Raw genomic sequence first — 24,004 nt, forward strand, 5'->3', positions numbered from 1 at the left:
TCTACCCGAACTGCGCCTATAGACACAAGAAAAAAAGCGCGCAATAGTGCTATCTTTATTCTTTCCGGAGCCTTTTATTCATGCTGCGCACCCTCCTGTTTTTAACCGCCTTTTGCATTCTGGCTTCAGGAAACGCGCGCGCAGCCGTCCCCATCGATGAGGCAGGGGCTGAAAACATCAGGACGATCGTCCAGACTCTTCTGGATCGGCAAAAGGCCGTGCGTGAACTTTCCGGCGGCGCGCTGGAGACGAAAGGCGTCCTCACCGTTGAAATGGCCCGGACTTACTATGCGATTACGCTGCCGCACATTACCCTCGTCGATCCGGCAGGGCGGCGCGCGGAAATCGGCATGATTGCCCTGAACGCCACGCCGGCCGGACAGGAAGGAAAATGGCGGCTTTCCATTGCGCTGCCAACGCCGATGACGTGGTTCGATACGGAAGGCAACCTTTCCATGCGCGTCCATTTGGGGGCGCAACAACTCTCCGGCGTCTGGGACGAAGCGCTGGAGACTTTCAGCACCCTCCATGCCGCCTATGGAAACATAAAAATCTCTTCCCGCGACAAGACGGCCGTCACGCTTGACAATCTGCGGCTGGATCTGGATATTCTTTCGCCCGCCGGGGCAGACTTTGCGCTGCGCGCCTCCTTCGACGGACTGAAAACGAATACGGCCCCCGAAGGACAAAATCCGGTTTTTCCGGCATACATGGATATTGATATCGGCCTGAGCAACCTGCCTGTTGCGGAGCTGACCCGGCTTGGGCGCACAACGCTGCAGGAAACAATGAAAGGGACCGCCTCCGCAAAACAGCTCGCAGGCCTTCAGGCCATGATCCTTTTGCCGCAAATGCTCTCGCAGGCCGGAACGAAACTGGCTGTAAACAAACTCGGCTTTGGCAACTCTGTTTACAAAGCGTTTTTTGAAGGGGACGTCACCGCCGACGCCTCTTCTGCCATCGGCGCAAAAGGACATTTAAAAGGGGAAATGACAAATCTCGACTCTCTCCTTTCCACCCTGAAACAACAGGAGAAATATCAAACGACTTTCCAAAAGCTCCTGTTGATCGACGCCCTCGGTCAGGAAGATCAAAACGCAAAAGGCGAAAAAATAAAACGCTATGACATCGCCTTAAACGAAGACGGAAGTTTTTCATTGAACGGAAACCCGCTCATAGGGGCGCCTGCAGAAGATACGACAACACCCCGTTCAAACACGCCAGCCCCTTAGGCTGCGCCCACAATCGTTCTTGATCCCAATCGACCAGCCCTTCCCCTTTCAGGCATTCAAGCTTCTTTCGATCCAGCAACGTTTCAAAAGAATCGCCGCCCTCTTCTTCCAGTTTTGAAATACGAACGCCCTCATGCAGCCGCAAGCCCATCATCAGACACTCGATAAAACGTTCCCTTTCGAAAATCCGCTCGAAAGGATGCCCGCCATGGCCTTTCTCCTTGACGTTTTGCCGCCAGACATCCGGGGCGCGATGTCCGCGCGTGGCCTGTTTTTCTGCGCCCAGCGTAAGGCGTCCGTGCGCTCCCGGCCCTATCCCCGCATAATCGCCATAGCGCCAATAGGTCAGGTTATGAACGGACTCTTCCCCGGCGCGCGCATGGTTGGACACCTCATAGGACGGCAGGCCGTGCGCGGATAAAATATCCTGCGTCAATTCGTAAAAATCCGCCGCAAGGTCTTCCCCGGGCATTGAAAAATCCCCGCGCTCCCGGCGCATATAAAACGGCGTACCCTGCTCGATCGTCAGTTGATAGGCCGACAAATGCCCGCCGGCATATTTGAGCGCCGTCCGAAGTTCCTGTTCCCACGCGCAAAGCGTTTGACCGGGGCGCGCATAGATCAGATCGAAACTGGTGCGCCCGAAAATACTTTTTGCGGTTTCAATGGCCTCTATCGCCATTTTGGAATCATGCTGCCGGCCCAAAAACTTTAAATCCTTGTCCTGAAAAGACTGCACCCCGATGGAAACACGATTGACGCCCGCGCGTTTAAACGCGTTGAATTTTTCCGTTTCGACGGAGGTCGGGTTTGCCTCCAGCGTTATTTCGGCGTCTTCCGCCATCGACCAGTTGTTCCGGATGCGATCAACAATCGCGGCGACCGTTTCGGGCTGCATTAAGGAAGGCGTGCCGCCCCCGAAAAAAACAGAGCTCACCCGCCGCCCTTCTGTCAGACCCGCATAAAAATCAAGTTCCTGAAGATAGGATTTTTCCCAGTCTTCGTGGTCTATCGTTTCACTGACATGGGAATTGAAATCGCAATAAGGGCATTTGGAAATGCAGAAAGGCCAGTGAATATAAACGGAAAAAAGGTCGTTCATCTTTTCAGGTAGCGCAAAAATTTTTCGACCGCCTTGGCGCGGTGACTCAATAATTTCTTTTGAGACGGCTCCATTTCGCCAAAAGTGATCTCGTAACCTTCAGGCACAAAAAAGGGGTCATATCCGAACCCGTTTTCGCCGCGCATGGGCCATGTCAAAACGCCTTCTGCCGTGCCGTCAAAAACCTCCTGCGTGCCGTCGGGCAAAACCAGCGCCAGCACCGCGACGAACCGCGCCGTTTGTGTCCCGTCCATGCCTCCAAGCTCATCATGGACGCGCTGCATCGCCGCTTTAAAATCCTTTTCCGGCCCGGCCCATCGGGCGGAATAAATCCCCGGCGCGCCGTCCAGCGCATCAATGACAAGCCCGCTATCGTCCGCCAGGCAGGGCAGACCTGTGGCGTCACACGCGGCCTGCGCTTTTAAAATCGCGTTTTCGGCGAAGGTCTTTCCAGTTTCCTCCGGTTCCGGCAGCTTGAAATCCTCCGCGGATTTCAGCGCAATCCCGAGGGGCGAAAGAAAGCCTTCAAACTCCCGGATTTTTCCCTGATTATGTGTCGCCAGAAGTAATGTGTTCATTTCCTAAACGCCCAGCGCCTCTTTCTGAAACGCGGAAAGTTCCGTGCAGCCTTTTTTGGCCAGCTCCAAAAGCTCTATGAACTGGGTTTCGCTGAACGGGTCCTGCTCGGCGGTGCCCTGGATTTCGACAATGCCGCCTTTGCCGGTAATCACGAAATTCGCATCCGTTTCCGCCCCGCTGTCCTCGGCATAATCCAGGTCGAGAATGGAAAGCCCTTCATAAATCCCGCAGGAAATCGCCGACACGGTATCGGTCAAAGGCGATTCTTTCAAAACGCCCAGCCTGCCCAGATGGTCGACGGCCTCCTGAAGCGCCACATACCCGCCCGTGACGGAAGCCGTGCGCGTGCCGCCGTCGGCCTGTATCACGTCGCAATCGACCTTGATCTGCCGTTCGCCCAGCTTCTCCATATCCACCACGGCGCGCAAAGCCCGCCCGATGAGACGCTGGATTTCCTGCGTACGGCCCGATTGCTTTCCCTTGGCTGCCTCCCGGTCCATCCGGTAATTGGTGGAGCGCGGCAGCATTCCGTATTCCGCCGTCACCCACCCCTTTCCAAGCCCCCGCATCCAGCCCGGCACCCGCTCTTCGACCGTCGCGGTGCAAAGGACGTGCGTATCGCCGAATTTGGCAAGGCAGGACCCTTCGGCATGTTTGGAAAAGCCGGGAATCAGCTCGATTTGTCTCAAATCATCAATCTTACGGCCGGATGGACGGGGCATAGCTTCATTCTCCATTTTTCTGTTGTTTCGCGGCACTGTAAGACCTACGCATAAATTGTCAAATGCGCAAAAGCCCTTTATATTCCCCCCTGATGGACAAGGAAAACGCATTACTGGATCTGGACGAACGGGCCCGCGAGGTTTTTCGTCATATTGTGGACAGCTATATGCGCACGGGCGATCCCGTGGGCTCGCGCACGCTCTCCAGAAACTTTGACGTGTCTCCCGCCACGATCCGCAACGTGATGTCGGATCTCGAGGATCTCGGCCTGCTTTGCGCCCCGCATGTTTCTGCCGGCCGCATGCCCACAGACCGCGGCCTGCGGTGCTTTATCGACGGCATTCTGGAGATAGGCACACTAAGCCGGGCCGAACGCGCCGCATTGGAAGAGAAATGCGCGGACGACGGCACCAATATAAACGGGATGCTTGAAAAAGCGTCCGCCATGCTCTCCGGCCTCTCGGCCAGCGCGGGGCTTGTCCTTGCCCCCAAAGCCGACAAATCCATCCGCCATATCGAATTTATTGAGCTGGGGCCCGGGCGGGCGCTCGCCATCATCGTGCCGGAGGACGGCATTGTCGAAAACCGGATCATGGACATTCCGCGCGGGATGACCGGCGATATGCTGAAAAAAGCAGGCGCGTTTCTTTCGGAGCGCCTCCACGGCAAAACCATTGCGGCCATGCGCGAAGACCTTCTGGCGGAAATCCGCGCCCGCCGGAGCGAACTCGGGGACCTCACCAGCGCCGCGATCGAAGCGGGGCTGGCCATCAAAGCCGGGGACGGGCAGCTTATCGTGCGCGGACACGCCAATCTTCTTGGCACCTCCGCCCTGCATGACCTCGAGCGCATCCGCCTTCTGATGGAACAGCTGGAAGCCAAGGAAACGGTGTCGAAACTTCTGGAAGAAGCCGCGCAGGGCGGCGGCGTTAAAATCTATATCGGGTCTGAAAACCCGATTTTTGAAAGCAGCGGATACGCCATGATTCTCACCCCCTATACCAACGCGAGCAATAGCGTGATCGGCGCGGTGGGCGTCATTGGGCCCACACGGCTGAACTATGCCAAGATTATCCCCAGCATCGATGTCACCGCCGACATTATCCGCCGGAAAATCTGTGCATTGAGCGACGCAGCATTTGCCCGGCACGCCGAATAAAGCTATTCTTGCTACAGGATTTCGTTTACGGGAGCGTTTACCTTTGCGTCTTTTACTTCTTATTCTGATGGTTATGTTTTCAGGGACTTCCGGTGCGTTCGCGCAGGAGAAGGAAACGCAGGTCTATGCGCCCGGCTCTACCTTCAAAAACGAAGGGGCGGATGTCATTCGTGCGCTCCAGCGGCGCAGTCTTTCGGATAACGGCTTTATCAAGCCGTCCGTCGTAGAGCTTTCCCTTGTCCATTACGACTTTATGGACCCGGAAGACCAGTTCGGCGTTCTCATGACCGTGCCGGATGTCGTCAGCGGATGCTGGGACATTACACCGCTGGAATATGAAGCCACCTTTATCGACCCGTATTATTTTGATGTGAAGGTCAAGGATTACCAGCGCAGAAAAATCGAAACGCAGGATGTGCAGTTTGAGTGTCCTGCCGGCAATAAAATGTCGAGCGCCTTGATTGTGCTGAGTAAAAAAGATCTTCAAAAACGCGAAATCCGTCAAATCCGTTTTTCCAACGGCTCCATTGCCGACTATTACGACATCATGGCCTCGGACAAAAGCATCAGCCTGATTCCCAAAAGCATGGTTGTCTTCAAGGCAAAAGAGCTTACGGGCGCAAAGAAAGACCGGATGACCCTTGGATTTAATAACAGCGGTCAAGTCGCGCTGCATGTCCCGATGGCCCGGAAAGGCGAAAACATTAAGGAACAGCTTGTAAAATTCGCGCAAATGCGCGCCCTGACGCCGGTTGAAGGCGCGCAAGGGGCCTACAGCGAAAGCGGCGGTTTCACGGGTTATTTTAACGATGACGATGGGCATATTCTCGGCACGATCGGGGAAGAAGGATATGCGGAACTTGGCAAAATTACCGTAGGGCGTCCCTATGACGGCCCGAAAGGGAGGGTCTTGACGCCGGTCCCTCTTCAGGTCTATGTCACAAGACCCGGAACGAAATTGTAAGAATAAAAATATATGACTCATCCAGAAGAAAAACCGCAAGGGGAGCCGGAGGCTGAAGAAACATCCGCGGAAGAAATGCCGGGGAACGCTTCCGATGTGCGCATTGCCGCGCTTGAAGAGGAGCTTCTCCAAACCAAAGACCGTCTGATGCGGGCGCTGGCGGAGGGGGAAAACACGCGAAAACGCGCCCTGAAAGAACGCGATGACGCGGGAAAGTATGCCGTTTCGTCCTTTGCCAAAGACCTGCTGGATTTTTCGGACAATTTCTCCCGTGCCCTTGGCGCCATTCCCGAAGACTTAAAAGGCGTCGATCCGCGCCTGTCCAACGTCATGGAAGGTCTTTCCGCGATGGAGCGCGAAATCCTCAAGGTCTTTGACCGGCACGGCATTCAAAAGATAGAGCCGCTGGATGAAATCTTTGATCCGAATTTCCATGAAGTCATGTTCGAAGCCCCCATGCCGGGCAAAGCGGGCGGCACCATCATTCAGGTGATTGAACCGGGCTATGTTTTGAGCGGGCGTCTGCTCCGCGCCGCGAAGGTTGGCGTGGCGCAGGGAGACTCCGGCGCAAACGGCCCCGGCCAACCCGGCGGGCACGTCGATCAGGAAGCTTAACGCCTCACGGCCGCATTTCCGCAACGGTCTTAATAAAACTGTTCAGTCTATCAAGGTAAGAATCCGCCTCTGAAGCAGACAAGGCTTGGACCTCCGGATGTGTCATTTCCAAATGTTCCATAAACTTTGCGCTGCTCGAAAATGATTGGAAGGGGATCAATCCTGCCTTCCGTAGCCGCTCTTCCTCAGTCAGGTTCCTCTCTGAATACCCTTTTTCCTTCCTTCCTTCGTGAAGAGAAACATCCACACCTATGAGCGATGCAGAACAGATATCAATAAAAAGGGTTGGATCGTGCGCCTCTCCGAAGTCAATACGAAACCGTGCTGTAATCTCAGGACTATTCATCTGAATACGTCTGGAAGAAAGGTATCTTGCTTTTTTCAGGCTTTGCAGATTTTTTCCAACCTTTTCGATCAAATCAAAAAAGAGCCGATTATCTGCCATCTGTTCCTTAACGGTTACATGCCAAAGCCTTCCATAACTCTTACAACCAGTGACCATTACACCCCCCTCGATTTTTTTAGAATGGCTTTGAATATCATGCGTTTTACGTATTGTAAAATCTTTTGTTCTCCGAGCCCTCTGTGTCTCTGTGGTAAAAAAGAACGCTAAAACTTGCACTCCGCCAGCCCCTTTTGATATAACAGAAACCGTTAAGAGCGCTGTGAAAAACGGGCTTTTATGTGTGAAAAACGGCTTTTCTGGTTGAACCGGTCAACGGAGAGGCTATAACTCTTGCTTATTATAAGGAGATAAAAACCATGTCTAAAGTCATTGGAATTGACCTCGGAACCACGAATTCCTGCGTTGCCGTCATGGACGGCAAAGAATCCAGAATTATTGAAAATGCGGAAGGCGCGCGGACGACCCCGTCGATGGTGGCCTTCACCAAAGATGGCGAGCGCCTTGTCGGGCAGCCTGCCAAGCGTCAGGCCGTCACCAATCCTGAGAGCACCCTTTACGCGATCAAGCGCCTGATCGGCCGGCCGTTTGACGATCCTGAAGTCAAGGATATGGCCCGCAAGACCCCTTTTAAAATCATCAAGGGAGACAATGGCGATGCGTGGGTGGAAGTGGACGGCGAAAAAATGGCACCGTCCCAGATTTCGGCCATGATTTTGCAGAAAATGAAGGAAACGGCGGAAGATTTCCTGGGGGAAAAAGTCGATCAGGCGGTTATTACCGTACCGGCCTATTTCAACGATTCCCAGCGTCAGGCCACGAAAGACGCCGGTAAAATTGCCGGTCTGGAAGTCCTGAGGATTATCAACGAGCCGACTGCCGCGGCGCTGGCTTACGGGCTGGATAAAAAAGCTTCCGGCACCATTGTCGTTTATGACCTTGGCGGCGGAACCTTCGACGTCTCCGTTCTGGAGATCGGCGATGGCGTATTCGAAGTCAAGTCCACGAACGGGGACACCTTCCTCGGCGGGGAGGATTTTGACCTGCGCATTATCGATTACCTCGCGGATGAATTTAAAAAAGAACAAGGCATCGACCTGCGCAAAGACAAGCTGGCGTTGCAGCGCCTGAAAGAAGCGGCGGAAAAAGCGAAGATCGAACTGTCTTCCGCGCAAAGCACGGACGTCAACCTGCCCTTTATCACGGCGGACGCTTCCGGCCCCAAACACCTGAACATCAAGCTCTCCCGCGCCAAGCTGGAAAGCCTTGTCGATGATCTTATCAAACGCACCAAAGATCCCGTGAAGGCCGCCCTGAAAGATGCGGGGCTGAAACCGTCCGATATCGACGATGTGGTGCTGGTCGGCGGGATGACCCGCATGCCCAAAATCATTGAATCCGTCAAGGATTTCTTCGGCAAGGAACCGCATAAGGGTGTGAACCCGGATGAGGTCGTGGCCGACGGCGCCGCCATTCAGGGCGGCGTGCTGCAAGGCGACGTGAAAGACGTCCTGCTTCTGGATGTGACACCTCTGTCTTTGGGAATCGAAACATTGGGCGGGGTATTTACCCGTCTGATCGACCGGAACACGACCATCCCGACCAAAAAATCCCAGGTCTTTTCGACGGCGGAAGACAATCAGTCTGCCGTGACCATCCGCGTCTTTCAGGGAGAGCGGGAAATGGCCGCCGACAACAAGGTTCTGGGACAGTTTGATCTTGTGGGGATTCCAAGCGCGCCGCGCGGCGTGCCGCAAATCGAAGTGACGTTCGACATTGATGCGAACGGGATTGTGCAGGTTTCCGCCAAGGACAAAGCGACCGGCAAGGAACAGCAAATCCGTATTCAGGCCAGCGGCGGATTATCCGATGCCGATATTGAGCAAATGGTCAAAGATGCCGAAAGCCATGCCGATGAAGACAAAGAGCGCCGCGCCGCCGTTGAAGCCCGCAACGGTGCCGAAAGCCTGATCCATCAGACCGAAAGCACGATCAAGGATCTGGGCGGCGATGTCCCGGCGGAAGAAAAAACCGCCATCGATGCGGCGATGGAAGACCTTAAATCTGCGCTGAAAGATGAAGGAAGCTCTGTCGATGTCTTGAAAGAAAAAACGGATGCGCTGATGCAGGCCTCCATGAAGCTGGGCGAAATGGCCTACCGCAAGGCACAGGAAGATGCCGCCGGAGAGGCCGATAACGCCGCGCCGGAGAATAAAGGTGAAAGCGCTTCCGCCGGCGATGATGATGTCGTCGATGCGGATTTCACCGAAGTGGATGAAAACGCCGAAGACGACAAAAAATCGGCTTAAACTTAACAACTGTCATTGCGAGGAATGAATATGACGAAGCAATCCAAAACAATAGATTGCCGCGTCAGCCTTTCAGCCCTCCTCGCAATGACGTTTTCATATAGAACCTGAAAAAATGACAGTTACTATTTTCATGAACATGTCTGCTGACGGCTTTATTGCCAAAGAAGATAATTCGGTTCCTTTCATCTCTGATGAAGAATGGAAGGTTTATGTGGGGACTGCTCAAAAATCCGATGCCTTGATTGTAGGGCGCCATACTTATGATGAAATGATAAAGGCTGGAGACTTTAACGAGATAGGAACGCCCCGCACCATTGTTGTTACGCAGAATGACCAATTAACATCCCCCTCAGAAAACGTATTTTTCTCATCGGAGTCTCCTGAAAATATTATTTACGCCCTAAACAAAGAAGGGCTTAAAAACATTCTTGTTTGTGGTGGAGCACAAATTAACGCTCTGTTTTTAAAAGAAAAATGCGTAAACAAAATTAATATTTGCATCTCTCCCTATCTTCTAGGGGGCGGGATTCCCTTTCTAAAAGAGGATAAATGTGAAACCGACTTGTCCTTGGAAAGTTTTGAAAAGATAGGGAATGGCTCTGTTTTATTAAAATATAAAATAGAGAACCATAATGTCTAAAGATTTTTACAAAACATTGGGCGTCTCCAAAGACGCGGACGCGGCGGAAATTAAAAAAGCCTACCGCAATCTCGCGCTGAAATATCATCCGGACCAGAACAAGGATGATGAAAAAGCCGAAGCCAAATTCAAGGAACTCAACGAAGCCTACGACGTTTTAAAAGACGAACAAAAACGCGCCGCCTACGATCAATACGGCGCGGCGGCCTTTGACGGTTCCATGGGCGGCGGCGGCGCGGGCGGATTCAACCCGTCCGACTTTCAGGGATTTGGCGGCGCCTTTTCCGATATTTTTGAAGACATGTTCGGGAATATGGGCGCGCGCGGCGGTATGGGCGGCGGACGCAGCGGCGCGATGCGCGGCGCGGACATGCAATATACGATGGAAATCTCCCTTGAAGATGCCTTTAAGGGCAAAGAAATCACCATCAAGGTTCCTATCAACGATACCTGCGGGGAATGCAGCGGCTCCGGCGTGGAAAAGGGCAGCTCTGCGGAAACCTGCCCCACCTGTGACGGCGCGGGGCGCATGCGCGCGCAGCAGGGATTTTTTACCATTGAGCGTGCCTGCTCCACTTGCGGCGGGGCCGGCCAGATTATCCGAAATCCTTGTAAAAAATGTTCCGGTACGGGCCGCGTGCGCCGTGAAAAAACCCTTAAAGTCAATGTCCCGGCAGGGATTGATAGCGGGCGGCGGATCCGTCTCACCGGCGAAGGCGAAGCGGGCATGCGCGGCGGGCCGTCCGGCGATCTTTATGTTCTTGTTGCCATCAAGCCGCATAAATTTTTCCGCCGGGATGTGACCAACCTGCATTGCCGCGTTCCGATCCCGATGACCACGGCCACGCTGGGCGATGAAATCGAAGTCCCCACCATTGAAGGCGGCCGTACCAAGGTGAAGATTCCTGCAGGCACGCAAACCGGGACACGGCTGCGCCTCAAAGGCAAAGGGATGAGCGTCATGCGCAGCGCGTCGCGCGGCGACATGTATATCGAAATTTTTGTGGAAACGCCGGTAAATCTGGACAAAAGCCAAAAAGACCTCTTCCGCAAGCTGGCGGAAGATTTAGGGCGCGGCAATCCTGACAAACACTCTCCGGAATCCGGCTCTTTCATCAAAAAAATGAAAGCCCTCTGGGATGATTTAACGGAGTAAAAATGTCCATCTGGTTTAAAGAATACACGCTTGAGGATTTGAACGAAGCCCGCGGCCTGCGGAAAGATCATATCAACAGGCATCTGGACATCCGCTTCACGGAAATCGGGGAGGATTATCTGAAGGCGACCATGCCCGTTGACGGTCGCACCGTGCAGCCTTTTGGCATTTTGCATGGCGGGGCGTCCTGCGTGCTGGCGGAAACGCTCGGCAGCGTCGCGGCCTGGATGTGCGTGGACCCGGACAAGCAGCGCGGCGTCGGCATCGAGATCAACGCCAACCATTTACGTCCCGTAAGCGAGGGGCTGGTTACAGGCATTTGCAAACCTGTCCAGACCGGCCGCAGCATACATGTCTGGCAGATTGATATTTTCAATGATGCAGGAAAAATGAACTGCACTTCCCGTTTGACTCTGGCGATTAAGGATATTTAATCTGCTTTCAACACGGGAGATTTTTTAACACGAAGAAAAGAAATAAAAACTTCGTGGTCTTCTTTAACTCTGTTTCCTTCGTGTTAAAATAATTTACGGCTAAAAAGGGACGAAAAATGAAAACAGGCATTACAGGTTACAAGGGCCGCATGGGGCAAATGCTGGTGCAGGAAATAGAAGCGCAGGACGGGCTCTCCTATTTCGGCGGCACGGAAGAAGGCGACGATCCCGCCGCCCTTTTTGAAGAGGCCGACTGCGTGATTGACTTCACCGTGCCGGACGCCACGCGCAAGCATATCTGGCTGGCGGCGAAAAACCATACCCCTCTCATTATCGGCACCACGGGCCTCACCGAAAAAGACGAAAAAGAAATGGCGGATGCCGCGAAGGAAACGGTTATCGTGCATGCGGCAAATATGAGCGTCGGCGTGAATATGATTCTGGCGCTTGTGGAGCAGGCCGCCGCCCGCCTCGGCCCGGAATGGGATATTGAAATTTCGGAGACCCATCACAAACACAAAATCGACGCCCCGTCCGGTACGGCGCTAGCACTTGGGAAAGCGGCGCAGGCCGGTCGCGGCAGCGGGAATTTTGTAACGGACCGCAGCGGCAAAAGAAACGCCGGCGATATCGGCTTTGCCGTCCAGCGCGGCAGCGATGTTGTAGGCGAACACACGCTCACCTTTTTCGGCGCGGGCGAACGCGTGGAAATCGGTCATAAGGCAACGGACAGAAGCATCTTTGCAAAGGGGGCCTTGCGCGCCGCGCTATGGACCAAAGACCGGCCCAACGGTCTCTACACCATGCGGGATGTGCTGGATCTATAGACCTTCGGCCTTTAGAATTTTCTCTTTCAGCCCTACGCCCCATCCGTAATTGCCCAGCTTGCCGGAAGCTTGCACGACCCGGTGACACGGCACGACCAGCGAGACAGGATTTTCACCAACCGCCGTTCCCACGGCGCGCGAGGCGTTGGGGCTTCCAATATCGTTGGCCACATCGCCGTAACTTACGACCTGCCCTTTGGGGATTTTAAGAAGCGCCTGCCAAACGGAAATTTGAAAATCCGTGCCGCGCAAATCAAGCGGGATATCGGCAAGGCGGTCCTCCCGCCACGCCTTCAAAACGCGCGCCGCCATGTCTTTTGTCGCGGTCTCATCTTCAATAAAAGCGGCTTCGGGAAAGAATGCCTTCATACGGGTCAGGCCATCGCCTTTATACGCCCCCGCTTTCCTGGAAACCATGAAACCGAGCCAGCACACGCCCTTTTCGCTCATGCCCAGCACCATTTTGCCCAAAGGGCTCTCATGAATGCCATAGGTAATTTTCTTCATGGGGCTGAGTATACGCCCCATGAGATAAAAAGAAAATATTGCTGAGAGCTATTTGTTCTCGGGCGCAGCAGGATGAGGGCTGTAAATGCGCCGACGGGTAACAGGATCCTCTCCCACTTCATACAGGTTCCCTAAATTGTCAGGGGAAGCCTCCGTTATCAACCCGCCTTTCGGTCTAGGCCGCGGCCATTGTGTTTCCTTCGGACAATTCGCCCTAAAATTTCGTCCTGAACCGGCTTCCTTGCCAAACTCTTCATTAACACCCATAGTTACACTCCCTCTTCTTTAAGATCAGATTTTTACAACAGTTTTATGGTTATGTCAATAAAATGAAACAGGAAAATATCCAGAAATTCTTCCGGCTTTTACAGGAAAAAGATCCCGCGCCCAAGGGGGAGTTGAACTACACCAACCCTTTTACCCTGCTGGTGGCGGTCGTTTTGTCCGCCCAGGCCACAGATAAAGGGGTTAACAAAGCCACCCCCGCCCTCTTTGCCGCTGCCGACACGCCCGAAAAAATGACGGCGCTGGGGGAAGAAAAAATCCGGGAGCACGTCAAAACCATCGGCCTGTTCAACACCAAGGCCAAAAATATTTACAGGCTGTCCCAAATTCTGGTGGAAGAATACGGCGGGGCCGTTCCGCAGACACGGGAAGAGCTTGTGAAGCTTCCCGGCGTCGGACGCAAGACGGCCAATGTCGTTTTGAATATTGCTTTCGGGCAACCAACCATTGCGGTTGACACGCATATTTTCCGCGTGGGAAACCGCACCGGCCTTGCCCCCGGAAAAACGCCGGAAAAGGTTGAACAAAAACTTGAAAAAGTGATCCCGCCGGACTTCAGGCTGCATGCCCATCACTGGCTGATCCTGCTGGGGCGCTATATCTGCAAGGCCCGCAAGCCGGACTGCGCCGCGTGCCCCGTTCGAACCGTTTGTGAATATAAGGAAAAAACGCCGAGAGCAAACAGCGTTTAATTTGGATCAGGCGCGAGGAGCGAAGCGTAGAAACCTACGTGAGCGACGAAGCAACGCAGTCCAAAAGAAACGATGGCAGCTCTAACCCGCCTGCGGGTCCTTTTGGATATAGAGCGCGAAAATCTGCCTGAAACTTTCGGCGATCCGGTTCCGGCGGTCTTCGTACAGGCCCCGCATACAGCTTCCGGCGACAGGCGCCTCGCCTGCGCGGGCCGTGTCCCGGTACCGGAATTCATAATGCGACACGTTTTCAGCGTCGGCACTGTCTCCCGCCGCCGTAAAATAAACATCCAGAACGCACTCCGCATTCCTGTACTGCCAGACAATGCTCGGCAGGTCTTTGCGTTCCAGATCGGGGCCGGCAAGAATAAGGCGGACCTCTTCGCCATGCAGCTTCATCAGGTTTTCCGGCGTCCGGGCAATCGCCGCCTGAACGTCCTGGGCATAGCGCATCATCTGCCCTTTATTCATCGCGGACAAATCCGCGGTCTTCCCGGAAAAAGAGAACAACCCGATATTGGCGTTATTGCAGCTTCCCACCAGAAACAGAGATAGCGCCAGAGCGGTTCCAAGCCCGAAATTTTGACCTTTTCGGCGCAAAAGCCACTCACGGCAGGCGCCGCGCGCAAAAGCCTGCGCCAAAAAATCTTTAATCCGGGAGATGATAACAACCATTTAAACGTAAGAAACCCGCTTCCATGAAGCGGGCTTCCCTTATCCTTTTCCTGTTTCTACTCGGCAGCCGCCACCACTTTGTCGGCAAAAGGAAGCTCATTGCCGCTTTCCTGCTTTTTATTGCCCTTGGAAATCACTTTTCTGGGCGCGGAAGCGTCGGATTTGGACTCCAGCGGGCTGACCCGTCCATCAAGCGTTGCGCCGGCCTCAACGGCAAGCTCCTTATAGGCAATTGCACCCGTGATGGAGCCGCCGGAGCGAATGGTCAAAAGCCCCTTCACCGTCAGGTCGCCTTCGAAACGGCCGGCCACGGTCGCCTCGTCGATTTCGACTGTGCCGTAAAAAGCGCCGGTATCGGCAATCTCCAGAATACTCGCCCCTTTCAGCGCCGCTTCCACAGTGCCTTCCACAACGAGATGCTCGCAAGCCTCGATCTCACCGGACATCGTGATACCTTTTCCAATCACCAGACGGTTGCCGCTGGAGGAATCGTTTGCCCCTTGCGGACCGGATTGCGCCGAAGCCATACCCGGATAGGCCCCCGGATATCCGCCACGTGCGCCGCCTGACTGATTCTGCCCATGGGGCTGGAAGTTTCCGCCCGGAATATCGGTCCGTCCGGCCTGCGCCGGGTCGTTTTGTTTGTTGTCCTGAGGCTGGTTAGGGGAAGTATTCATTTCTTGAGGTTCCTTTTTTTCTACGGGTTGAACTTGTTTATGATTTTGTTGCGGCGCCGGGTCATAAGACACAGGTCCTGTTATGTTTTCATTTGCCAGAGGCGCATTCTCTTTGGGGTCGACATGGGTATAATTTCTGGCCGAGCCTTGTTCAAGAACTTTCGAACGCCGGAAGTCCCGCCCGCCTTCTGCAGTCTGTCCGGGGGCAGTTTCCTCTTGTGGCGAAGGGGCCTGCGGCTTGATTTTTTCTCTGTGAAACATGGTCTTTTATTTCCTCAAAGCGTGCGTCCCCGTCAAGGGCAACAGCTTTACAAAAACAACGTTATCTAGAATGGAAAAGACGCTACCATGCCCTCTTTGGACGCGCAATAGCTTAATCCGGTTTTTTCTGAAAAAATTATAACATGCTGAAATAAAATGGTTTTTTGTGTGGTTATCTATTTTCGATACCGGGCGTCTTGGCCGTTTTTTAATTCGAAACTTTTGGTATCGAAAATAACAGGAATCGCTTTTTTGTTGACATAATTTTTTAGCCTATTAGGGTGTGTTTTTCAAAGGAGAGAGGTCCCCCATGCGCAATACGAAAACAGATTACGTCATTGAACTTTCAATAGGGAATGGTCACAGGGCTTCCCTTAATGCCTTAGAAAAATTCTGTAAACAAAACGGCGGCGACCGGAAAGGATACGTCTGTCATAACGGCAAACCCCTTACAGAATACGTTGTCGTTTCCTTTTCCGAAGCAGCCGCCGCGAAGCTGCCGGGACAAAGCCATTTCATTGCCCTCCTGCCTGTTCCCGGCGATCATCTCAATTTTGGCCCGCTGGAAGACTTCACCGTGCAAACCCGCCGGCTAACGCAAAAGGAACAAGCCGCGATCGGTTTCCCTACACCTCGTTAAAGAAAGAATAGATTTTCTCTGCGAGCGCTTTCGAGACCCCTTCCACTTTCCGGAGATCTTCGAGTCCTGCCCGCGACACGGCCTTGGCGGATCCGAAATGATGCAGCAGCGCCTTTTTCCGGGCCGCCCCCACCCCCGGAATATCATCCAGCGGTGATTTGGACAAATCGCCCTTCCGGTGGGTGCGGTGCGCGCCAATGGCAAAACGATGCGCCTCGTCGCGCAGCCTTTGCAAATAGTGAAGCGCCGCATCATTGACGGGCAGTTGAAACGGCCTCTTTCCTTCCATAAAGAACTGCTCCCGCCCCGCGTTCCGGTCCGGTCCCTTGGCAATGGCCACCACCTTCAAATCGTCCCAGACTCCGACCTCTTCCAGCGCCTCTTTCACCGCGCCGAGCTGCCCCTTCCCGCCGTCAATCAGCAAAAGATCCGGCCATTCTTCCCCGCCTTTCTCCGGCGTTTCTTTCAAAGCCCTTGTAAAGCGGCGGATCATGACCTCGCGCATCATGCCGTAATCGTCGGACCCGGCCGCCTTTCGGATATTGAATTTCCTGTAGGCTTTCTTCCGAAAGCCCTCCGGCCCTGCCACCACCATTCCGCCGACCATGTTGGTGCCGGAGATGTGGGAATTGTCGTAAATTTCAATCCGCTCTGGCGGAGCCTCCAGTCCAAACAGCTTCGCCACCTCTTTCAGGAGACGCTCCTCTCCCGCCTGCTGCAAGAAGCTTCGTTTCAGGACGTCTGCAGCGTTCCCGTGCACAAAATCGACCAGCCGCTTACGCTTTCCCCGCGAAGGACAATGGATACGGGTTTGGAAAGCCTCTTCCAGCAAGGCCCTGTCATCCGGCATCTCTCCCACATAAATATGCGGCGGCACGGGCCTGGCGTCATAAAACTGTGCCATAAAGGAAGATAAAATGCGCGCAGGCGCGTCCTCTGCGGAAGCCTTCGGAAAGTAAGCATGATTGCCGAAATTCTGCCCGCCGCGAAAAAAGAAAATCTGTATGCACGCCTTCCCCTGGTGCGTCGCCAGCGCAATTATGTCGGCGTTGCCGATTCCTTCGACATTAATGTCCTGCTGCGCGTGAATGGATGCCAGCGCCCTGATCCGGTCGCGGTAGGAGGCCGCCAGTTCGTAATTCTGCCCGGCGCTCGCTTTTTGCATCTCCTTGGCGAAGCGGGCCTGTATGGCGCGGCTTTTACCGCTGAGAAAATCGTGCGCCTGTGCCACCTGCCCCGCATACGCTTCCTTTGACGCCTTTCCCACGCAAGGGGCGCTGCAACGCCTGATATGATATTGCAGGCAGGGCCGCGTCCTGTTTTTGAAAACGCTGTCGCTGCAATTGCGGAGCAAAAAGGCCCGCTGCAACACGTTAATCGTCCGGTTCACAGCGCCCGCCCCGGCGAAGGGACCGAAATACTCCCCTTTTGGTTTGCGGGCTCCCCGATGTTTTTTGACCTGCGGAAAATCGTGGTCCCCGGTAATCAGGATATAGGGGAAAGATTTATCGTCCCGCAGCAAGACGTTATAGCGGGGTTTGAGTTTTTTAATGAGATTGGATTCAAGAAGCAGCGCCTCGACTTCCGTGTGGGTGCGCACGAATTCCATCGAGGCCGTTTCCGCGACCATCCGCTGGAGCCGGAGGGGGAGTTTGGCCACATTGGCATAAGTGACAACCCGTTTCTTCAGGGAATTGGCCTTCCCGACATAGAGCGCCTCGCCTTCTGCGCCCAGCATCCGGTACACGCCGGGGCTGTCGGGCAGCGTCCCGGCCTGCCCGCGAATAAGTTTCGCCCCGCGCTGTAAAGATATCTGTGTCATCCGTCCTTATATAAGGCAAATTACGCCTTGAATCCAAACAGATCCCCAATTACACATTACTGCACATGATCGGCAAACAGATTTTGCTTTTGAACAGGCGCAAGGCGCGCCGCGTATATCAAATACGCAAGCGGCGAAGCAACACCTTCAAAAGCAAAAGATGGCCGCCGGGCGGGTATGGCGGAATCGGTAGACGCTGCAGACTTAAAATCTGTTTCCTGTATAGGAGTGGGGGTTCAAGTCCCCCTACCCGCACCAACGCTTGAGCCTAGTAATTCAGGGCAGGAGAATCGGCAGCAATCCGTAGTAAGGCGGGTGTTTTACAATTATATATGGCGCTGCCCCGGCTTCCTCTGCTGACGCGCGTACACTCATCAGGATTATAGCCTATGCTCCGCAGGGCCTGCGTGTGATCGGCAGGGACCGGACGGGCGACAACGCTGCCGTCTGCGCCTTTGACGAAATCGTAATTATCCGGGTTAAGCCCCTGTTTTACCAGGAACGCCACTTTGTCGGTTTCCAAAACGCTTTCAGACACCAGCCCGTATTTTATCAGGTCTTCTCTAAAGCCATGATCCCTTGATATGGCATAGGCTCGATCGTAATCACGCTCGATCCCTTCCTGACCGTTCGCCATATAGTGAGCGATGTTCTGGCGTGCCCATTCAGCGCCCTTTTGCGCGAATTTTAAATCATCACGGGCCCGATGACTCCAGTTGCTCGTATCGACTCCCTCCAACATCCCGTTCAGGTCTTTAAGGGAAGCACCCTCCCCGGGCGGAACATCTTTTGCCCCGGCGCGCGGCGGCGTCTCTTCCGATAATATGGCAGGTTTCTGCTCTGCTGCTACGGCACGCGGAATCTCCGGCTTTTCGTCCGGTGGGATAAATCCTATTCTTTGCATATCGGTTTTAAATATTTTTGCAGGCGTGTAGTTTTGACTTGCGCCGACATCCGCCATCTTCCAGGCCAGAAGAGCTTTGTCTTCCGGCTTTATGCCGGAAAGATCGCCGTTCAATATCCTGTGGGCGATTTCTTTTGCGCCCCTTGCGGCAAGTGCGGAATCCTCTCCCAGCGCACGGCGCAGATGGAAACGCGTGTCCGCATCCCACCGGCTTGTGTCAATTCCTTCCAGTACCATGGCGGCCCGTTCGCCGGGCGGCAAAACGCCGGAATCCGGCATGTCGTCTTCCAATGTCAAAGGAGCCTGCGGCTCAGGCAATGAACGCACAACGCCCGATGAAGATTCAAATGAAGAGTCATGAGGATGAAAACCACGCGGCATTACCGCCGCGTGCGCCGAAGCGGCCAGAGGCGTATGCGCCCCGAACAGTGCTTCCCCGGCAGCACGGGCCGAAGCCATAAAGGTTTGCGTCAGGCTCCCCACGCCCGACCGCACAGCGTCCTGGACATACTGGAAAGATTCCGAATTTTGCAGTTTCTCTGCCGCGGTTTCGAACCAGCCTTCCTCGACACCGAAAACGGCGAGTCCGGCCAGTGTTGAGTTAAAGGCGAATTTTTTTGCGTATTTCCATCGATGATCCCGAAGGAAAGAGCCAAGCCCCTGCGTTTTACCGTCCGCCCGCGCTTTTTTGTAATCCTTATGGATTGCCAGCCCCGTCCCCGCCAATCCGCCAACGGCGGCCGAGAGAAAAACATTTGATAAACCGAAAATGCTTAAAAAGGTTCGCAGTCCCCAACGCACGGCCATACCGGTACCGACAGCCGTCGTCGCCGGTCCGGCCTTGTCCCAGGCCGTTCTTAACAAAGAACGCGCGGCAGGCCGCTCATCAGATGTTATTATGGCCGCACTCATCGGCGTTTACTCTCTTTCGTACACATGTACGCAAAATTTCGGGCACAGCCCGTTATCGGCATCGGCTTTCTATGATCCGGAAAAGGACATATATTATAATTTGTCGTTATGCAAATAAAAAATGGGGGTTTCCGCTCATTCTCACCACCCGTCAGTTTTTCGTCATTGCGAGGAGCCGCAGGCGACGAAGCAATCCAGAAAATCCGGGCTTTCTGGATCGCCTCGCTCCCGATGGTCGCTCGCGATGACAAAATTGACGGGTGGTAAGCAGCTCATTACAAAAAGCTTGACATAAATTTTGGGTTATGGAATAGCTGTGCCCGTCAACCGTACACACACCATGGTATAGGACGCGCCCTTGAAAGGGAAAATCAATCATACCGATAAGAAAAGGATTAAAACGATGCGTTTCACTAATTTTACCAAACACTTTATTGCCGCAACCCTGGTTTCCAAAGGAGCCGTAGCAGGTGGTTACTACAACCCTCCGCAGCCGGTTCAACAACCCCAACCTGTCGCCGCAAACGCAGGAGCGATTTCAGGCTCAAGCTCAAGCTCAAATGCAGGAGCAATCTCCGGCTCAAAATCAAGCGCAAGCCTGAATGCGGATCTTGACGCACGCGCCAGCGCCAACGGCACCGGCATTAACGGCAACGTGACCATGAGCCCGACGAACATCAACAAGCCGAGCTTCGAAAATGATGCAAGTTTTTCAAACGACGCCAGCTTTGTAAACGATCCGAACTTTAAACAGGACCAGACGCAGAGCCAAAAGCAAAAAAACCAGCAGGGCCAGACTCAAGGCATCGGTGATGTCGGCTCTAAATGGAGTTACCGTAACACGAATGAAGTCGCGGCGTCTTCCCCGACAGCGCCAAGCATTATAGGCGGAGGAAACGCGCATATGTGCAAACCGACCGAAGGCTGGAGCGCGGCATTCACGATTGTTGCCGGTGGCATTTCCGGCGGGCACAATGAAGGCAAACCTGTCGGTACCCCGGTGGCCCTTCTGGGTCAGAAGTTCGACGCTCTGACTCCGAAAACAGTTCAGGGCTTTCTTGATGAGGGCAAAATCACCAAAGAGGAATTCGCGGCCTGGAGCTGTCTTGAAAATCTCCAAAGCCACGAAGAGAGAATGTTCAAACTCAGTGCCGCTCGTGACGTTATGTTCAAAGGGATGGAGGCTTACTGCGATCCAAAAACATGGGGAGAAGCAAAGACGGATGAACATAAAGAATTCTGCAATAAACCTGCCAAATCCGGTCATGATCTGATTTTTGGAAAATAAATTCTATCTTTCAACTTTTTTATAAAACAGCCGCCTTAAAAGCGGCTGTTTTTTTATCTCCCAAAAACGCCCCTCACAACAAAAACTTGACATAATTAATTTTTTCATCCATAGTCCCTGCGGTTTCTAAACACAGGCGTAAACAAAAACGGGAGATTTTTTGCAATGTCCTCCACAACAAGAACAGGGGTCTTTCTTCTCCCCGTCTTTCTTTCGGTCGCAGGTTGCACAACAGTTCCGCGGCAGGAACTGGCGGGAGATTGCGGCGTCTATACAACGATGTATGAAATCACCGGCTTCGGGGACGGCCGAAAGGAAAGACCTTTGGACAGGCAGTTTAACGGTTTCAGTGATGATTGTGCAAAAGCGCAGGAACAACAGTTCAAGCTGGAAACGGCGGCGTTAATCCTGGCCAAATATCACCACTATGTCGGGGCGGGCAATTATCTGCCGGTTATCGACGAATTGGGGAGCATAACAAACTCAGCGTTAAAGAACGTTATCCTCGAAGAGCTTGAAACGCAGTACGGCCTCACGGAAAATGTGTTACAGGCGATACAGAAAGCGGAAAAAACGGGAACCCCCGTTATCTGGCAAGGGCCTGACGGGGATATGGTTTATTTTCCGCCGGCGGTCCAGACACAACCGGAAATCCCCGGCCCTTAAATCCTTCTGCCTGCGCGCTCAGGATGACAAAGCCTGCTCTTCGCCTACTCTTCGGTGGCGGTGCTTTCCCTGTCCTCATCGGACATAATGCTCATGGCATTGGTTTTCCCGCCATGCCCCTTGATGATATCGACGGCCTCTTCCATCGCCAGGTCGAGGCTTTCGACCTCCGTCGAGCGCAAAACCACGCTCAGGCCGAGCACGCCGCCGCGATAATGCGGATAGCTGCCGATGGAAACTTGCGGATATTTTTCCTGCAGGCGCGAAAGCGCATCTGCCACGAGGCTTTCCTGCAGCGAACAGGTGACCGTCCGTGACAAGACTGGTTTGCCGCAGGAAATCATGGCTTTGACATCGTCGAACATGGCGCGCATCACACGCGGCACGCCCGCCATCGCATAGACGTTTTCGAAACAGAACCCCGGGGCGCCGCTGACGGGATTGGGAATCAGTTTCGCGCCTTTGGGCAGCATCGCCATCTTCCTGCGCGCAGCGGTTACATTGTCTTCGCCTTCATAATATTCCGCCAGGATCTGATAGGCTTTTTCATGCAGCGCCAGATCCACTCCAAAAGCTTTGGCAAGGCTTTGGGCCGTAATATCGTCGTGCGTCGGGCCGATCCCGCCGGTTGTAAAAACGTAATCCGATTTGGCGCGCAGGGCGTTGACCGCCTCGACGATGTCGGATTCGATATCCTGCACGATGCGGACTTCGGTCAGGACCACACCTTGCGGGACGAGTTGCTCCGCAATCCATGCCGTGTTGGTGTCCTGCGTCCGGCCGGACAAAATTTCATTCCCGATAACGACCAGAGCGGCTTTGTATATGTCTTTAGAATCAGGTGTCATAAAACGTTCTTCAAAATTTTTGTTTTATAGGATATATGTCATTAGACCATATATGTCACCAAAAAATAAGACCTCGGGATGAAAGATTTTACCATGAACGAAGCGCAGCCGAAACTGACCGCGCAGGGCGTTGAACTCCACGGCGCGGAAGACTTTGAGGGCATGCGCAAGGCCGGGTTGCTGGCGGCGCAAACGCTGGACATGATTACGGATCATATCGCTGCAGGCGTCACGACGAACGAGCTGGACCGTCTTTGCGCCGATTTTGTTGAAAAAGCCGGCGCGATTTCCGCGCCGCTGAATTACAAGGGCTTTCCGAAATCCATCTGCACCTCGGTCAACCATGTGGTATGCCATGGCATTCCCTGCGAAAAGGCGCTGCAGGAAGGCGATATCATCAATATCGACGTCACGGTCATTGTGGATGGCTGGCACGGGGATACAAGCCGCATGTTTTTTGTCGGCGATAAAATTCCGGTCAAAGCCCGAAAACTCGTGGAAACCACTTATGATTGCATGATGGCCGGGATCGAGGCCGTCAAACCCGGCGCGACGCTGGGCGATGTGGGCCATGCGATCCAGACGGTGGCGGAAAGCAACCGTTTTTCCGTTGTCACGGATTTTTGCGGCCACGGGCTGGGAAAAATCTTTCACTGCCAGCCCTCCGTCATGCATTTCGGGGAGCCGGGAACCGGCATGACGCTGGAGCCGGGAATGTTTTTCACGATTGAACCCATGATTAACGCAGGAAATTACGCCACCAAGGTGCTGGAAGACGGCTGGACCGCCGTGACGCGGGACCGCTCCCTCTCTGCCCAGTTCGAACATTCTCTGGCCGTGACGGAAGACGGCTATGAAATCTTCACCCTCTCCCCCAAAGGCTACACAAGGCCGCCCTATGGCTGAGCCGCTGAAAAAAGAGCCGCAAAAGCCCCATTATGCCGGCCACCGGGACCGGCTGCGGGAAAGGTTTCTGAAATCGCCCGACGCCTTGCCCGATTATGAATTGCTGGAGCTGATTTTGTTCATGGCCGTGCCGCGGCGGGACGTCAAGCCGCTCGCCAAAGCCCTTGTTGCGCGGTTTAAAACGCTCAACGGCGTTTTAAACGCCCCGATAGAAGATTTGCAAAAAATGGAGGGCCTGTCGGAAACATCGGCCGTCGCCCTGCGCATTGTTCAGGCCGCGGGCCGGCGCATGCTCAGGCAGGACATCACCGGACAGCCGGTTCTCAATTCATGGCAGCGTTTGATGGATTACCTTCATGCGACCATGGCGCATGAAAAGAAGGAACATTTCCGCCTTCTGTTTTTGAACAAGAAAAACGAACTCATTGCGGATGAAATCCAGCAGACCGGCACGGTCGACCATACGCAGGCCTATCCGCGGGAAATCATGAAGCGCGCGCTGGAACTCGGCGCGACCGCCCTCATCCTCGTCCATAACCACCCCAGCGGAGACTCGACCCCCTCTCAGGCCGATGTGGATATGACGAACGATATCCTCGCCGCCGCCGCGCCCTTTGACATCACCGTTCACGATCACTTGGTCGTTGCCAAGTCCGGCATCACAAGCTTCAAGACGATGGGATTGATTTAACGCCGCCGTCATAACAAAAACCAAGCCCTCTCCCTCTTTTCCTCTTTCCTAAGATATTCTTAACAAACAAAGCGTATAATGGCC

Annotated in this window: 25 protein-coding genes and 1 tRNA gene; 16 read left to right on the forward strand and 10 right to left on the reverse strand. The window is 54.0% G+C overall.

Features of this window, described 5'->3' with window-relative positions; genetic code table 11:
• Nucleotides 1-80: 80 nt before the first annotated feature.
• Nucleotides 81-1,232 carry a hypothetical protein gene (locus tag H6853_08865; GenBank protein ID USO03616.1) on the forward strand — a complete coding sequence of 384 codons (1,152 nt, stop codon included), beginning with the start codon at nucleotides 81-83 and terminating at the stop codon, nucleotides 1,230-1,232.
• Here the strand turns inward: H6853_08865 and H6853_08870 are convergent.
• Genes H6853_08870 through rph form a run of 3 tightly spaced genes read right to left on the reverse strand, consistent with a single transcriptional unit; the run spans nucleotide 1,174 to nucleotide 3,635 of the window.
• Nucleotides 1,174-2,334 carry a coproporphyrinogen III oxidase gene (locus tag H6853_08870; GenBank protein ID USO03617.1) on the reverse strand — a complete coding sequence of 387 codons (1,161 nt, stop codon included), beginning with the start codon at nucleotides 2,332-2,334 and terminating at the stop codon, nucleotides 1,174-1,176. The genes H6853_08865 and H6853_08870 overlap by 59 nt on opposite strands.
• On the reverse strand, nucleotides 2,331-2,912 hold the full coding sequence (rdgB, locus tag H6853_08875) for an RdgB/HAM1 family non-canonical purine NTP pyrophosphatase (GenBank protein ID USO03618.1): 582 nt from the start codon (nucleotides 2,910-2,912) through the stop codon (nucleotides 2,331-2,333). The genes H6853_08870 and rdgB overlap by 4 nt, the downstream gene beginning before the upstream one ends.
• A gap of 3 nt (nucleotides 2,913-2,915) precedes the next feature.
• Nucleotides 2,916-3,635 carry a ribonuclease PH gene (gene rph, locus H6853_08880; protein ID USO03619.1) on the reverse strand — a complete coding sequence of 240 codons (720 nt, stop codon included), beginning with the start codon at nucleotides 3,633-3,635 and terminating at the stop codon, nucleotides 2,916-2,918.
• A gap of 92 nt (nucleotides 3,636-3,727) precedes the next feature.
• Here rph and hrcA point away from each other — a divergent pair, with 92 nt between their 5' ends.
• From hrcA to grpE, 3 genes are all read left to right on the forward strand, one after another.
• A complete protein-coding gene (hrcA, locus tag H6853_08885; GenBank protein USO04653.1) occupies nucleotides 3,728-4,795 on the forward strand; it encodes a heat-inducible transcriptional repressor HrcA in 1,068 nt (355 codons plus the stop codon).
• A 73-nt stretch (nucleotides 4,796-4,868) separates the two neighbouring features.
• Nucleotides 4,869-5,759, forward strand: a complete 891-nt coding sequence (locus H6853_08890) for a hypothetical protein (protein USO03620.1) — start codon at nucleotides 4,869-4,871, stop codon at nucleotides 5,757-5,759.
• 12 nt (nucleotides 5,760-5,771) lie between these two features.
• Nucleotides 5,772-6,374 (forward strand): nucleotide exchange factor GrpE, encoded by a 603-nt coding sequence (gene grpE / locus H6853_08895; GenBank protein ID USO03621.1) that lies wholly within the window; start codon nucleotides 5,772-5,774, stop codon nucleotides 6,372-6,374.
• A 4-nt stretch (nucleotides 6,375-6,378) separates the two neighbouring features.
• On the opposite strand, the gene H6853_08900 is transcribed toward grpE, so the two are convergent.
• On the reverse strand, nucleotides 6,379-6,996 hold the full coding sequence (locus tag H6853_08900; GenBank protein USO03622.1) for a hypothetical protein: 618 nt from the start codon (nucleotides 6,994-6,996) through the stop codon (nucleotides 6,379-6,381).
• 140 nt (nucleotides 6,997-7,136) lie between these two features.
• On the opposite strand from H6853_08900, the gene dnaK reads away from it, so the two are divergent.
• The 5 genes from dnaK (at nucleotide 7,137) to H6853_08925 (ending at nucleotide 12,146) form a co-directional block, all read left to right on the forward strand.
• Nucleotides 7,137-9,086, forward strand: coding sequence for a molecular chaperone DnaK (dnaK, locus tag H6853_08905; GenBank protein USO03623.1), 1,950 nt, complete (start codon nucleotides 7,137-7,139; stop codon nucleotides 9,084-9,086).
• Between the two features lie 115 nt (nucleotides 9,087-9,201).
• Nucleotides 9,202-9,729 (forward strand): dihydrofolate reductase family protein, encoded by a 528-nt coding sequence (locus H6853_08910; GenBank protein USO03624.1) that lies wholly within the window; start codon nucleotides 9,202-9,204, stop codon nucleotides 9,727-9,729.
• Nucleotides 9,722-10,885: a molecular chaperone DnaJ gene (gene dnaJ, locus H6853_08915; GenBank protein USO03625.1), complete on the forward strand. Its 1,164-nt coding sequence runs from the start codon at nucleotides 9,722-9,724 to the stop codon at nucleotides 10,883-10,885. Before H6853_08910 ends, dnaJ begins: the two co-directional genes overlap by 8 nt.
• Before the next feature lie 2 nt (nucleotides 10,886-10,887).
• Complete coding sequence (locus H6853_08920; protein USO03626.1) at nucleotides 10,888-11,319, forward strand: hotdog fold thioesterase; 432 nt, start codon at nucleotides 10,888-10,890, stop codon at nucleotides 11,317-11,319.
• A 116-nt stretch (nucleotides 11,320-11,435) separates the two neighbouring features.
• Nucleotides 11,436-12,146, forward strand: coding sequence for a 4-hydroxy-tetrahydrodipicolinate reductase (locus H6853_08925; protein ID USO03627.1), 711 nt, complete (start codon nucleotides 11,436-11,438; stop codon nucleotides 12,144-12,146).
• Here the strand turns inward: H6853_08925 and H6853_08930 are convergent.
• Complete coding sequence (locus H6853_08930; protein USO03628.1) at nucleotides 12,141-12,653, reverse strand: methylated-DNA--[protein]-cysteine S-methyltransferase; 513 nt, start codon at nucleotides 12,651-12,653, stop codon at nucleotides 12,141-12,143. The genes H6853_08925 and H6853_08930 overlap by 6 nt on opposite strands.
• A 329-nt stretch (nucleotides 12,654-12,982) precedes the next feature.
• Between H6853_08930 and nth the strand changes: the two genes are divergently transcribed.
• Nucleotides 12,983-13,630, forward strand: coding sequence for an endonuclease III (gene nth / locus H6853_08935; GenBank protein USO03629.1), 648 nt, complete (start codon nucleotides 12,983-12,985; stop codon nucleotides 13,628-13,630).
• A gap of 81 nt (nucleotides 13,631-13,711) precedes the next feature.
• Here the strand turns inward: nth and H6853_08940 are convergent, their stop codons facing one another.
• On the reverse strand, nucleotides 13,712-14,305 hold the full coding sequence (locus tag H6853_08940) for a hypothetical protein (protein ID USO03630.1): 594 nt from the start codon (nucleotides 14,303-14,305) through the stop codon (nucleotides 13,712-13,714).
• A gap of 56 nt (nucleotides 14,306-14,361) precedes the next feature.
• The gene (locus H6853_08945) at nucleotides 14,362-14,982 is read right to left on the reverse strand and encodes a polymer-forming cytoskeletal protein (protein ID USO03631.1); all 621 of its coding nucleotides are present in this window, start codon (nucleotides 14,980-14,982) and stop codon (nucleotides 14,362-14,364) included.
• 571 nt (nucleotides 14,983-15,553) lie between these two features.
• On the opposite strand from H6853_08945, the gene H6853_08950 reads away from it, so the two are divergent.
• Nucleotides 15,554-15,883 carry a hypothetical protein gene (locus H6853_08950; protein ID USO03632.1) on the forward strand — a complete coding sequence of 110 codons (330 nt, stop codon included), beginning with the start codon at nucleotides 15,554-15,556 and terminating at the stop codon, nucleotides 15,881-15,883.
• Here the strand turns inward: H6853_08950 and uvrC are convergent.
• Nucleotides 15,870-17,705, reverse strand: coding sequence for an excinuclease ABC subunit UvrC (gene uvrC / locus H6853_08955; protein ID USO03633.1), 1,836 nt, complete (start codon nucleotides 17,703-17,705; stop codon nucleotides 15,870-15,872). The two genes, H6853_08950 and uvrC, sit on opposite strands and share 14 nt — an antisense overlap.
• 171 nt (nucleotides 17,706-17,876) lie before the next feature.
• Here uvrC and H6853_08960 point away from each other — a divergent pair.
• Nucleotides 17,877-17,963: transfer RNA gene (locus tag H6853_08960), tRNA-Leu, on the forward strand.
• Between the two features lie 10 nt (nucleotides 17,964-17,973).
• On the opposite strand, the gene H6853_08965 is transcribed toward H6853_08960, so the two are convergent.
• On the reverse strand, nucleotides 17,974-19,521 hold the full coding sequence (locus H6853_08965; GenBank protein ID USO03634.1) for a hypothetical protein: 1,548 nt from the start codon (nucleotides 19,519-19,521) through the stop codon (nucleotides 17,974-17,976).
• Nucleotides 19,522-19,924: 403 nt separating this feature from the next.
• On the opposite strand from H6853_08965, the gene H6853_08970 reads away from it, so the two are divergent.
• Together H6853_08970 and H6853_08975 are read left to right on the forward strand one after the other, a co-directional pair.
• Nucleotides 19,925-20,809 (forward strand): hypothetical protein, encoded by an 885-nt coding sequence (locus H6853_08970; GenBank protein USO03635.1) that lies wholly within the window; start codon nucleotides 19,925-19,927, stop codon nucleotides 20,807-20,809.
• A gap of 165 nt (nucleotides 20,810-20,974) precedes the next feature.
• Nucleotides 20,975-21,475 carry a hypothetical protein gene (locus H6853_08975; GenBank protein ID USO03636.1) on the forward strand — a complete coding sequence of 167 codons (501 nt, stop codon included), beginning with the start codon at nucleotides 20,975-20,977 and terminating at the stop codon, nucleotides 21,473-21,475.
• Between the two features lie 44 nt (nucleotides 21,476-21,519).
• On the opposite strand, the gene H6853_08980 is transcribed toward H6853_08975, so the two are convergent.
• Entirely contained in the window at nucleotides 21,520-22,323 is an 804-nt protein-coding gene (locus H6853_08980; protein ID USO03637.1) for a competence/damage-inducible protein A, read from the reverse strand.
• Between the two features lie 93 nt (nucleotides 22,324-22,416).
• On the opposite strand from H6853_08980, the gene map reads away from it, so the two are divergent.
• Both map and radC read left to right on the forward strand, forming a co-directional pair.
• On the forward strand, nucleotides 22,417-23,229 hold the full coding sequence (gene map, locus H6853_08985; protein USO04654.1) for a type I methionyl aminopeptidase: 813 nt from the start codon (nucleotides 22,417-22,419) through the stop codon (nucleotides 23,227-23,229).
• A complete protein-coding gene (radC, locus tag H6853_08990) occupies nucleotides 23,222-23,920 on the forward strand; it encodes a DNA repair protein RadC (protein USO03638.1) in 699 nt (232 codons plus the stop codon). Before map ends, radC begins: the two co-directional genes overlap by 8 nt.
• The last annotated feature ends 84 nt before the right edge of the window (nucleotides 23,921-24,004 follow it).

This window comes from Rhodospirillales bacterium (assembly GCA_023898765.1).
Lineage (GTDB): Bacteria > Pseudomonadota > Alphaproteobacteria > Micavibrionales > Micavibrionaceae.

Bases quoted from the DNA above. Each gene is read 5' to 3' on its own strand.
- nth (USO03629.1), top strand. From the start codon at position 12,983: ATGAAACAGGAAAATATCCAGAAATTCTTCCGGCTTTTACAGGAAAAA.
- H6853_08910 (USO03624.1), top strand. From the start codon at position 9,202: ATGACAGTTACTATTTTCATGAACATGTCTGCTGACGGCTTTATTGCC.
- H6853_08940 (USO03630.1), bottom strand. From the start codon at position 14,305: ATGGTTGTTATCATCTCCCGGATTAAAGATTTTTTGGCGCAGGCTTTT.
- rdgB (USO03618.1), bottom strand. From the start codon at position 2,912: ATGAACACATTACTTCTGGCGACACATAATCAGGGAAAAATCCGGGAG.
- H6853_08950 (USO03632.1), top strand. From the start codon at position 15,554: ATGCGCAATACGAAAACAGATTACGTCATTGAACTTTCAATAGGGAAT.
- H6853_08865 (USO03616.1), top strand. From the start codon at position 81: ATGCTGCGCACCCTCCTGTTTTTAACCGCCTTTTGCATTCTGGCTTCA.
- H6853_08970 (USO03635.1), top strand. From the start codon at position 19,925: ATGCGTTTCACTAATTTTACCAAACACTTTATTGCCGCAACCCTGGTT.
- H6853_08930 (USO03628.1), bottom strand. From the start codon at position 12,653: ATGAAGAAAATTACCTATGGCATTCATGAGAGCCCTTTGGGCAAAATG.
- H6853_08870 (USO03617.1), bottom strand. From the start codon at position 2,334: ATGAACGACCTTTTTTCCGTTTATATTCACTGGCCTTTCTGCATTTCC.
- H6853_08965 (USO03634.1), bottom strand. From the start codon at position 19,521: ATGAGTGCGGCCATAATAACATCTGATGAGCGGCCTGCCGCGCGTTCT.
- H6853_08890 (USO03620.1), top strand. From the start codon at position 4,869: ATGTTTTCAGGGACTTCCGGTGCGTTCGCGCAGGAGAAGGAAACGCAG.
- dnaK (USO03623.1), top strand. From the start codon at position 7,137: ATGTCTAAAGTCATTGGAATTGACCTCGGAACCACGAATTCCTGCGTT.
- radC (USO03638.1), top strand. From the start codon at position 23,222: ATGGCTGAGCCGCTGAAAAAAGAGCCGCAAAAGCCCCATTATGCCGGC.
- H6853_08945 (USO03631.1), bottom strand. From the start codon at position 14,982: ATGAATACTTCCCCTAACCAGCCTCAGGACAACAAACAAAACGACCCG.
- grpE (USO03621.1), top strand. From the start codon at position 5,772: ATGACTCATCCAGAAGAAAAACCGCAAGGGGAGCCGGAGGCTGAAGAA.
- H6853_08920 (USO03626.1), top strand. From the start codon at position 10,888: ATGTCCATCTGGTTTAAAGAATACACGCTTGAGGATTTGAACGAAGCC.
- hrcA (USO04653.1), top strand. From the start codon at position 3,728: ATGGACAAGGAAAACGCATTACTGGATCTGGACGAACGGGCCCGCGAG.
- H6853_08925 (USO03627.1), top strand. From the start codon at position 11,436: ATGAAAACAGGCATTACAGGTTACAAGGGCCGCATGGGGCAAATGCTG.
- uvrC (USO03633.1), bottom strand. From the start codon at position 17,705: ATGACACAGATATCTTTACAGCGCGGGGCGAAACTTATTCGCGGGCAG.
- H6853_08980 (USO03637.1), bottom strand. From the start codon at position 22,323: ATGACACCTGATTCTAAAGACATATACAAAGCCGCTCTGGTCGTTATC.
- map (USO04654.1), top strand. From the start codon at position 22,417: ATGAACGAAGCGCAGCCGAAACTGACCGCGCAGGGCGTTGAACTCCAC.
- H6853_08975 (USO03636.1), top strand. From the start codon at position 20,975: ATGTCCTCCACAACAAGAACAGGGGTCTTTCTTCTCCCCGTCTTTCTT.
- rph (USO03619.1), bottom strand. From the start codon at position 3,635: ATGCCCCGTCCATCCGGCCGTAAGATTGATGATTTGAGACAAATCGAG.
- dnaJ (USO03625.1), top strand. From the start codon at position 9,722: ATGTCTAAAGATTTTTACAAAACATTGGGCGTCTCCAAAGACGCGGAC.